Source organism: Hydrocoleum sp. CS-953, from assembly GCF_002260545.1.
Lineage (GTDB): Bacteria > Cyanobacteriota > Cyanobacteriia > Cyanobacteriales > Microcoleaceae > Trichodesmium.
This window is the reverse complement of sequence record NZ_LGSU01001056.1, coordinates 1-6,397: the sequence shown is the minus strand read 5'-3', so window position 1 is coordinate 6,397 and position 6,397 is coordinate 1. Positions and strand designations below refer to the sequence as shown.

Here is a 6,397-nt window from a genome sequence, read left to right as displayed (position 1 = left end):
GATATATACACATTAACAGATGGTAAACCTTTCACCTACTAATAGAAAAATTGAAATTGCTCAGATAATTTGTAAATTGTTTACTGAATAATGTTTATATATCAATTCTAAATATATCGTAGGGGTTTGGTCTCCAAACCCAAGCTCAAATGTGATTTGAAGACCAAACCCTTACAGTTTTTTTAACTAATCATTTAGGATTATTATCATACCAAATAAAAAAAAGGAGATTTTTAATAGATGATAAATCAGAGAGATTTATTAAAAAGATTATTTAATGCTTTTAAACCTTTTGAACCTCTACAACCTGGGAGTCCGGTATATGTTGATTGTCGGGAAGTAAGGGGAGATGGAGATATTATTACAGATTTAGCTACTAATATTGAATACTCTGATAATAATACTTGTCAACTTTATGCCGGACATCGGGGTGCGGGTAAGTCAACAGAACTTTTATGACTTAAAAAATACCTAGAAAATAACAAATATTTTGTCGTTTATTTCGATGCTGTAAAAGAAGATATTAATCCAGAAGATACGGAATATGCTGATATTTTGTTGGCTTGTACGAGACATTTATTAGAACATCTGAAAAAAGCTAATCCTCAACCACTATTAGATTGGTTAAAAGGGCGGTGGGCAGATTTAAAAGATTTAGCAACTACAGAAATATCTTTGGAAAGTTTGGCACTTGAATCACAAATTAGTCAATATGCAAAACTTACGGCAAATATTAGAACTGAACCTACCTTAAGAAAAAAAATTAGAGAAAAGATTAATCCTTATACTGAAAGTTTAATTGATGCGATAAATACTTTTATTCGTGATGGTAAAAAGAAATTAGAATCTGGTTCTGAACTGGTAATAATTGCTGATAGTTTAGACCGCATTGTACCAATTGTTCAGCCAGACGGACGTAGTAATCACGATGAAATTTTTATTGACCGTAGTGCCCAATTAAAAGGATTAGATTGCCATACAATTTATACAATTCCTATTTCCATGGTCTATTCTAATCACGCACCAAATCTCAAACTGGAATATGACGATCCCCAAGTTTTGCCAATGATTATGGTGGGGACTCCAGAGGGGGAAGTTTCTGAATTGGGAGTTGCTACAATTAGGGAAATTATTGATAGACGAGTTAGGGAAGTTAATCCAGATTTATCTTTAGAAACAGATGTATTTGAAAGTCGAGAAGTATTAGATCGACTTTGCTTAATGAGTGGGGGTCATGTCAGGGATTTAATGTTATTAATGCAAAATGTAATTAAACGTGCTGGAGGTCAATTACCTATTTCTGCTAAAGTCTTACAAAGAGCAATTACGGAAGCAAGACTTCCTTATAAGAGGTCAGTTGAAAAAGAGGAATGGCAAATATTAGCTGATGTTTTTGGTTCTAAAAGTATAGATAACGATCAGGGACACCGCAATTTATTGTTTAGTCGTTGTTTACTAGAATATATTTACTTTGATGAAGAGGGAGAAAAGCAAACTTGGTATGATGTTCATCCTTTAATCAAAGGAGTTCGGGAATTTAAGGAGTTGATAAAAGGAAGCTAGAAAAAAGTAGGCTGGGCAAATTTTACTTAATTGAGATAAATATAAATGAATTAATTTTTGCCCACCTGACAAACCTGAAATCTTCAATTGAAGGAGTTGCTGCAATGAAACTAGAAGTTATTGATAGGGAAGTGGATTTACCATTGACATTTGCAGAGGAATATCAAGACCTATTGAATGTTATTACATTTATTGAAGGTTTTGGTTTATTGTTTGTGGAATGTTCCCCAGCACAGGGAACAAAAATTATGGAAAAGGTGCGACAGGATATTCTCGAAGCAAGAGTAGAAGTTTTGCGTTTGGATAAGACTACTTATAATTTTTATAACCGAGTTAAAGAATTACCATTACTGGCAGATATTGAGATTTTGTTTGTGACTGGTTTGGAATATTCTCTGTATCAATATGAGGAGGATATGAAAGAACGGGGTTTGGATAATAATGAGATTATTTCTATTAGTAAAAGGGGAGTTCCTCCGGTTTTGATTAATTTGAATCAGCAGCGAGAAAGGTTTAGGGATGATTTTGATATTTGCTTTGTGTTTCTGTTACCAAGGTTTGCTTTAGATTATCTGATTAAACGTGCGCCAGATTTTTTTGATTGGCGTTCTGGGTTATTTCAATTTCCCATGGATGAGGAAACTGTGCGAAAGGAATCTTTGGCAGTTTCTGGAAAAGAATTAGATGATTATATAGAGTTTACTCGACAAGAACGTAAGCATGAGTGGGTGAGAATTAAAAGTTTACTTGATGAAGATTTGCTTCCTGTTGAGCAAAAAGCAGATTTGTTAGTCAGAGAGGCTTCTCTAGATAGAAGGTTAAACCAAAATGAAGAAGCAATATTAGCTTGTGATGAAGCCTTAGAAATAGAACCAAATAATTACGAAGCTTGGAACAATAAAGGCATTGCACTGGAAAATTTAGAAAGATATGAACAGGCGATCGCTGCTTATGATAAAGCCATAGAAATTAATCGATGTTATCACAAAGCTTGGAGAAATAAAGGCGATGCACTGGAAAATTTAGAAAAATATGAACAGGCAATTGCTGCTTATGATAAAGCTTTAGAATTTAAACCAGACTCTCACTATGCTTGGTACAATAAAGGCAATGCACTGGGAAATTTAGAAAGATATGAACAGGCAATTGCTGCTTATGAAAAAGCTTTAGAAATTAAACCAGACTATCACTATGCTTGGAATGGTAAAGGCAATGTACTGAGTGATTTAGAAAGATATGAACAGGCGATTTCTGCTTTTGATAAAGCTTTAGAAATTAAACCAGACTTTCACTATGCTTGGAATGGTAAAGGTAATGTATTGAGTGATTTAGAAAGATATGAACAGGCAATTGCTGCTTATGAAAAAGCTTTAGAAATTAAACCAGACTATCACTATGCTTGGGATAATAAAGGCAATGCTCTGGGAAATTTAGAAAGATATGAAGAAGCTCTTGCTGCTTATGAAAAAGCTCTAGAAATCAAACCAGACTATCACTATGCTTGGAATGGTAAAGGCACTGCTCTGTTACTTTTAGGCAGATATGAAGAAGCTCTTGCTGCTTATGAAAAAGCTCTAGAAATCAAACCAGACTATCACTATGCTTGGAACAATAAAGGCGATGCACTGAGAAAATTAGAAAGATATGAACAGGCAATTGCTGCTTATGAAAAAGCTTTAGAAATCAAACCAGACTATCACTATGCTTGGAACAATAAAGGCGATGCACTGATAAATTTAGAAAGATATGAACAGGCAATTACTGCTTATGAAAAAGCTGTAGAAATTAAACCAGACTATAAAGGTGCTATTATTAATATTGGCTTAGTTAAATATGAAATCGAAAAAGTAGATGAGGCTATAAAAAATTGGCAAGTTGCTATTCAAATTACAAAAGAAGATTTAGATTTAGAAGTAGAACCTCAATTAGCAATAGGAGTTGCCCTCTACAACAAAGGGAAAATTACAGAAGGTTTAACAATAGCTGAAGCAGCACTAAAATTAGACAAAAATTGGGGAAACTTGCAACGTCTCAAAAAAGAAAATTGGGGCAAAAAACTATTAGCAGATGCGGAAAAATTATTAGAAAATCCTCAGATAAAAGCTTTACTCTCTCAGACAGATAATTCAGTAGTAGGTTTAGTTGAAACGACAGATAAAAGCCTTACTATCTTAGATATCTAATTGAGGAAAAGAAAATCAGCAATAAACCATCAATATTACTTAGTAAATAATCTAGCATAGCACTACATAAATAGGGCGCGGTATAAATTCTACAACTCATTCATAGATTACTTCTGAGTTCTAACTTCTAACTTCTAACTTCTTCAAAAGCGATCGCCACACAGAAAACTTCTATAACAGTTAATATTAACGAAAAACCTTTAAAATTCTGTACATCGCCAATCCCACAGCTCCCCTACCTAACTCCTAACTCCTGATTCCTAAACAAAATCAAAAGTGTAAATTTGCCTATACTTAATACTGAATTTAGGTAGAATGCAGTTTACCATAAACTTAATATATTTCACCCCACCTAATAAGCAAAAAATTAAATAAAACTCGCATTAAATAACATTATATTGTCATCATGTCAACTATTAGTCTTTGTGAACCAAAATATCTAGAACTCAAAAACCGTCTTACCCAAATACAAGACTTAGAAGTCGCCGCCTGCGTACTAAATTGGGACCAAACCACCTATATGCCCACTGGAGGAACTTATGCCAGAGGCCGACAAATAGCTACCCTCAAAGAATTTGCCCATGAAAAATTTACCGACCCAAGTATAGGTCAACTCCTCGAAGACCTACGCCCCTACGAAAAAAGCCTTCCCTACGACTCTAGCGAAGCTAGCCTGATCCGTGTTACTCGCCGAGACTATGAACGTGCCATCCGAGTTCCCCCAGAATTTATGGCCAAATTCTGTCAACATCAGGCTGTATCTTATGAAACCTGGGTTAAAGCCAAATCACTTAAAGACTTCTCCCTAGTACAACCCTACTTAGAAAAAACATTAGACCTGAGCCAAGAATTAGCCAGCTTTTTCCCCTACAAACATATTGCCGATCCCCTCATCGACTTTGTAGATGAAGGTATGACAGTCTCCATCCTCCGCCCTTTATTTAACAAACTGCGCCAAAAATTACTACCCATTGTTGAAGCTATTACCTCTTCACCACCTATAGACGATTCTTGTCTGTACCAACATTATCCAAAAAAACAACAACTAAAGTTTGGGCATACTGTTATTGAACGTATTGGCTTTGACTTTCAACGGGGGCGACAAGATGAAACACCCCATCCCTTTACCTCTAGCTTTTCTATTGGGGATGTTCGTATTACCACTCGTGTGTATGAATATAACTTTACTGAAGCCTTATTTAGTACCATCCATGAAGTAGGCCATGCCCTCTATGAACAAGGTATTGCTTTAGAATTAGAAGGTACTCCCCTTGCCGAAGGAAGTTCTAGTGGTATCCATGAAAGCCAATCTAGATTATGGGAAAATATAGTAGGTCGTAGTCGTGGATTTTGGGAATGTTTTTATCCTCAACTACAGGGTATTTTTCTCCAGCAACTTAGTTCAATTCCTGTTTCCAAATTTTATCGGGCTATTAATAAGGTAGAAAAGTCGCCCATTCGTACTGATGCTGATGAGGTGACATACAATCTTCATGTGATGATTAGATTTGATTTAGAGTTGGCTATGTTGGAAGGAAAGTTAGCTGTTCAAGACCTTCCCGAAGCCTGGAATGAACGTTATAAAACAGATTTAGGTCTTGTTCCTGCTAATGATAGTGAAGGGGTAATGCAAGATGTACATTGGTATGGTGATATGGTTGGGGGAATGTTTCAAGGCTATACTCTAGGTAATTTAATAGCTGCTCAAATTTATGAAGCTTCAGTTAAATTTGACCCTGAAATTAGTTTTGGTATTGAACGAGGTAACTTTACTCTTCTGCATAAATGGTTGAAACAGAATATTCATCAACATGGTCGTAAGTATACTGCAAATGAACTAATTAATCGAGTAACGGGTAAACCTTTAAGTATTGACCCGTTTATTCGTTATATTCAGGATAAATATAGCAATATATATGATCTTAAACTTCCAGTTATTGCTTGAATAAAAAGTTTTTTCAAAACAGGGAATTAAGCTGAGATTAAGATTTTTGCTCTAATATTTTTCCTGATTACTGATTTAATAATTCAAGATTTTGTAGAGGTAGGGAATAAGCTAAGACACATTTTAAATTTGTCTTAGCAAGTTATATCATTTTGATAAGTTTTGGCTACAAATAGCTAGAGTATTTCTGAGGAGTCAGGAGTCAGAATGAATAGAATAGGTTTGATACTTTTTTTTGTCTTGTAATATCATGTCTGGTACCATCAGTATTGCAAGTGAGAAGTTAAGGAAGAAGGCTCATATTATCTAGGAGAGAAGGAAGAATAAAGAAGGAAAAAGAAAAGGAAAAACCTTAAATTAGGTAAATATTTACCCAAGTTTCACACGACGCGACCATACCAGCGGACATGATATAAGTTATCTTTTTCATCAAAGAAAAATTTCCGATAAAATATTTTAATAATGTTTATTATTCCTAACATTCTTTTTTAAAATTGGTATTAGAAGTCAGAAGGATGATAATAATTCGGAAGTAATAACGGTTGTTCTGTTAAAGCGCTGAAGGTTTGTGATACAGGGGATTCCAGGTTTATGAGGTACAGTGGCGCTAAATTTTTAAATAGTTTTTGAAGTATGGAATAAAGTTTTCATGTCATTTAATCAAATCTACTAAAATCAGTGTACCACAGTTACATGGAATAGGCTG

At 34.7% G+C, this 6,397-nt stretch carries 4 protein-coding genes; all 4 read left to right on the top strand.

What is annotated here, in order from left to right:
* The first annotated feature begins 240 nt into the window (after positions 1 to 240).
* On the top strand, positions 241 to 459 hold the full coding sequence (locus AFK68_RS45340; RefSeq protein WP_371357406.1) for a hypothetical protein: 219 nt from the start codon (positions 241 to 243) through the stop codon (positions 457 to 459).
* Between the two features lie 96 nt (positions 460 to 555).
* Complete coding sequence (locus AFK68_RS15585) at positions 556 to 1,563, top strand: ATP-binding protein (RefSeq protein WP_371357405.1); 1,008 nt, start codon at positions 556 to 558, stop codon at positions 1,561 to 1,563.
* A 104-nt stretch (positions 1,564 to 1,667) separates the two neighbouring features.
* Complete coding sequence (locus AFK68_RS15580) at positions 1,668 to 3,746, top strand: tetratricopeptide repeat protein (RefSeq protein WP_094673583.1); 2,079 nt, start codon at positions 1,668 to 1,670, stop codon at positions 3,744 to 3,746.
* Positions 3,747 to 4,152: 406 nt separating this feature from the next.
* Entirely contained in the window at positions 4,153 to 5,691 is a 1,539-nt protein-coding gene (locus AFK68_RS15575; protein ID WP_094673582.1) for a carboxypeptidase M32, read from the top strand.
* Positions 5,692 to 6,397 lie beyond the last annotated feature (706 nt).